The organism is uncultured Rothia sp. (genome assembly GCF_937976295.1).
Taxonomy (GTDB): domain Bacteria; phylum Actinomycetota; class Actinomycetes; order Actinomycetales; family Micrococcaceae; genus Rothia.
This window is the reverse complement of the sequence record NZ_CALJRY010000337.1, coordinates 1-4,816: the sequence shown is the minus strand read 5'-3', so window position 1 is coordinate 4,816 and position 4,816 is coordinate 1. Positions and strand designations below refer to the sequence as shown.

General features: G+C 58.3%; 1 protein-coding gene. It reads right to left on the bottom strand.

What is annotated here, in order from left to right:
* The coding region (locus tag Q0216_RS09100) for a DUF6531 domain-containing protein (RefSeq protein ID WP_298594714.1) at window positions 1–4,784 on the bottom strand (4,784 nt) is incomplete at its 3' end.
* Window positions 4,785–4,816 lie beyond the last annotated feature (32 nt).

Below are 4,816 nucleotides of genomic sequence, written 5' to 3'. Positions count from 1 at the left end.
TCCTCCACCGACACCGGCGACAAACCCCACGGATCCACCAAAGAAACCGGGTTACCACCCACCAGCGAGAACGGATCAGCACCCCAACCAGCACCCACAGGCGCAGCCAAAGGATCAGGCGCAGTAAAACGAGCCACGCGCGAATCCACCACGCGGGCACCCAACACCTCAAAACCGGTAGAGCCCAGCACCACGCCCGAAGCCGCAGAAACACCAACCAGCGAATCCGGCAACACAGGCACACCAGTAGCAGAAGCACCCTGAGCAGACGGCACAACAGGGGCAGCAACACCCAAAGAAGCCCAACCATACGGATCCAACAAACCAGCACCAGAACCAGCACCAGGAACCAACGAACCCACAGAAGGCAACGACGAGCCGCCCACACCCAGCACACGCGGAACGAACGAGTTCTCATCCCACACCAGCGGGTGCATCACCGAAGCATCAAAACCAGCCGCAGAACCCGCATTAACGCGAGCATCGGTTGAGGGTACACCAAACTCAGGCACACCAGCAGACGCACCACCAGCAGCAAGCACACGACCATCAGCAGAAGCACACAGCAGCGAGAAGGACACAGCCGAATCCTCAGCAGAACCCCACGACGCCACCGAGCTCACAAACCCAGCCGCACCATAGGTCAACGACGAGCCGGAACCATCCGAAGAAACCTGCAGAAGACGCGAATCATTACCGTCATAGGAGAACACGCTCGTCGAAACCGGCACCAAAGTGACGCCTTCAACTTCCACGGATTCCGGGCACTGGCCCAGCCACACCTGAGCATCCTCAACAACAGAAGCAAACTCAGCCAACTGGGAGCCGACCTTCGCCTCATCCTGCACGCCATAGACGCACACTGCGCGAACGCGGGCACCCTCATCAGTGACCAGCACCTTCACCCAAGCATTCTGCGGCTGGGCGCTATCAAAGTACTCAACACGCACCAGCGCACCAGCAGCATCATAGGTCCAACGCAGAGTCTCGGTACCGCGAACGGCAGAAGAAAGCATCTGGGCGTCAGTGTAGGTGTACATGACCAGACCAGCAGGCGAATCCACGCCGCTAATACGGCCCAAATCATCACGAATAATCTCAGTGCGCAGAGCCTCAGAAGAGTCTGCCACAGCCAAGTCTGCCACAGCGGGCTGCTCGGTCACAGAAATCATGTGCGCGCCACGGTAACCAAACTCGCGAACCCAGGTACCCGCCAGATCAGACACCTGCGCACGCACCAGTGCATCTACCGCGTTGTACTCGAAGGAAGACTCCACACGAGACTCAGAGGTAACGGCGGTTCCATCCAGGCGGTACGCGGTAACGTCAGTCTGCTTGACCATACGGCCAGCAGCATCATACGCATAAGCGCTCGAACCCAGAGGGTGCACAAACTCAGTGCGCAGACCATCAGCATCGTAAGCGTAGGACAGCTCATAGCCGCCAGTCTCATCCATGTACGCGGTACGGAACGACTCCGGGATCTGAGCCCCAAACTCACGGCGCTGACGGATTAGACGCCCCAAACGGTCATACGACTCGACGGTCACTACGGGAGCACCAAACGCATCAACGCCCGCATGGTCATAAGTCGTCATCGTACGGCGCGCAGAATCACGCTCCATACGGTACAGCAAAGAACCATTCACCGAATGGGAACAGGGAACGCCGTCACGGTCATAGCCGAAGGAATGTACAGCACCATTACCATCAGTGCTGGTCAGCAGACGACCGGCAGCGTCATAGGTAGAGGTAGTGCGCACACCCAGCGGATTAGTGACCGCCAGAACATTACCCATCAAGTCATACTCGTAGCTGGTAATGCGACCGGCAGGGTCCATCACAGAGGTAACGTTACCCGCCTCATCATAACGGTAATGGGTCACGCCACCGGCACCATTAGTCACCGCAACCACCTGGGAAGCAGCATCATAGGTGAACGAACGAGTACCCCACTTGTTATCGCGGATGCTCTTCACACGACCACAAGAATCCCAGGTATAGAACACAGGAGAAGCCACACCAGAACCGGTAATAGACAGCACACGACCGCACGCGTCATAGCGAACGCGTGCCTCAGAGCCGTCACCGTACACCTGGCGAATCAGACGGGAATCAGCGTCGTACTCGTAGCGAGTCACAGCCTGCTCAGCAGTGCCGGCAGCCTCATAGGTTGCAGCCAGTCGACCGCACACATCGTAGCTGTACTCGGTCACACGACCCGCGGGGGAAACCATGCGCACCATCTGGTTCGAACCGTTGTACTCGTAACGGCTCAGACCGCCCTCAGCGTCCAGAACCTGCACGGGATTACCCGCACCGTCATAAACCATCGTGGAGACAGTCGGGTCGTCAGCATCTGCACTAACCTGCGGACCAGAATCCTCGGGGAGAACCTCGGTACGCACCGGGCGGCCCAGGTGGTCGCACGAGATACGCACGCGGTCAACCCCATCACTAGTGGTGATGGTCTTGCGTGAGGAATCGACCGAAGTACGTACACTTACACCGGTCGGGTCGATCAACGCGGTCAGAGTGCTTGCGGCATCATACTCGCGAGTCCACACCCCACCGGCGGGGTCAATGGTGCGCACCAGGCGCATCAGGCCATCGTAGGCGTAGCTGAACTGCGCACCACCGGGCAGGGTAATGCGGTCAATATTGCCGTTTGTATCAAAGGAGCGCTCCATGCGGCGACCCAGCGGGTCAACCACGGCAACAACGTCACCGCTCGGACCGTACTCGTACTCGGTGCGAGCACCGGCAGGGTCCACTGATGCCACCAGGCGACCACCAGTAGCGTACTCAAAACGCCAGCGGGAGCCATCCGGGTTCTGACGGCACACCATGTGACCGGCAGAATCATAGGTGAACTTAGTTTCCAGCCCAAGGGCGGAAATAATCTTCACCAGGTGACCCGCGGCAGAGTACTCACAACGGGTCAGCTGCTGCTCAGCATTACGAATGCCGGTCAGCAGACCGAACTCGTCATATTCAAGGGAGACGGTAACACCCTCAGGGCTCACCACGCGCTGCAGCAGGCCGTCAGACCACTCAAAACGGGTCACATGACCGTTGCCGTCAGTCATGGAAGAAGGGTTACGCTCAAAATCATTCGCGTACTCGTAAGTCACCGTAGTCATCGGGCTTACGGCGGGGCTCTGGGCAGACTCCTGCCCTGAAGTAGCCTCATCGAGGGTGCGACCCTGAGCCTCAGCCTCCAGACGGGCACGGCGAGCCAGACGGGCAGCACGGCGAGCGCGCGGGTCCGTCTCAATAGCACTCACCGTCATAGAAACTACGCGGTCATGCTCGTCATAGGCGAAGAGGGTTTCAGCGCCCTCATCGGTGACCTCACGAATAATGCGGCCGCGCTCATCGCTGTAGCGAGTGGTGCGGGAACCATCGCGGTCCACCACGCTCGTACGGTTACCGAAGTCATCGTAGGCATAGCTAGCACGCCCGCCTTCCGCGTCAACAATGGCGGTCAGGCGTGCGTACTGGTCACTAATCCACAGGTTCGTGTAGGAGGCGTCTTCGTTCGAAACGTCAGTAATGCCATTCGGCAGGTAGCGGTAGCGAACACGGCGACCGTATTCGGTGTCCTGCTCGGTAATGCGGCCGGCAGGGTCGTAGTAGTTGGTCACCTCAACGGTGCCGGTGCTAGCCACCACGCGGTGAATCAGGCCGGCAGCGTCATGTTCATAACGGCGGGTACCGGCGTCACCGTGCACAGCGCACAGGTGGGTACGACCATCAAGGGTGACGTACTCGTAACGCACAGACTGACCGCGTGAAGAGTGAATAGCGCCGACAAGGCCACCTTCGGTGTACTCCACGTCGATACGTGCACCGCGCTGATGCACGATGGAGCTAACGCGGCCCTCCTCATCGCGCAGGTATGCGACAGCAGTACCTGCTCCAGCGCTCATGCCCAGGTAAACACCGGTGAGGCTAAAAATGTGCTGGGTACCAGAGTTGTCGGAGATACGCAGCAGGGACGAGGCATCGTAGCCCGTAGCGTGCAAAATATAGCGCAGGGAGGGGTCAGCAACAGAGCCCTCTTCACCCATCAGCTGGGTGAGGGGTAGTTCTTCAAGCCACCATGCTTCACGCGGGGCACGAGCGTAGCCGTGGGTGCCGTCCTCACGAATCATTCGGTCGAAGGTCACCTCACGACCGTCAGCCATCGTCCAGACAGCATTCTCAGCGTTCAGCTGCACGCGGCTCTCAATATTCGAGGACCAGCCAGCACCGAACACACCGGATACAGCGTGCTGACCGAAAACAGCCACACTGTTGTACATACGAGTTACAGAGCAAGCAGAAACCGCACCCGAGAACGCCATGTCGGTCTCTTCTTCAATGAAGTTACCGGTTGCAACGTTCACGGGGTCGTTCACATAACCGCTGGTCGTAGACTTACCCACAATTGCCGGAGTCGGAACTTCCAAATCGTGGCGCTCGGTGCTAACTCCAGCTGCAGCAATCGCGTTACTCAACGTCTCATTCGAGACGGTGCTAATCTCGCCCTCACCACCAGCCTGCTTGAAGGTATCCGCTACAATACCCAGCCAGGTCTTATCGTTGGCGTTCGACTTATTCCATTCCTCAAAGGTGGCAATTAGACTTTCAGCATCAATAGTTCCCCACTGACACTTAGCCGCAAATTCAGAAGCAAGGCCACGAATATTACCGGGCTCAGCGTCAAAGCTAGTGCCAAGGTTTGCCAAGGTATTAGAGAGAGCACGCACGGTTGAAGGGCGCGCTGAAGAAACAGGCATGCCCGATGAACGAGTTTCAGTATTCTCACGAT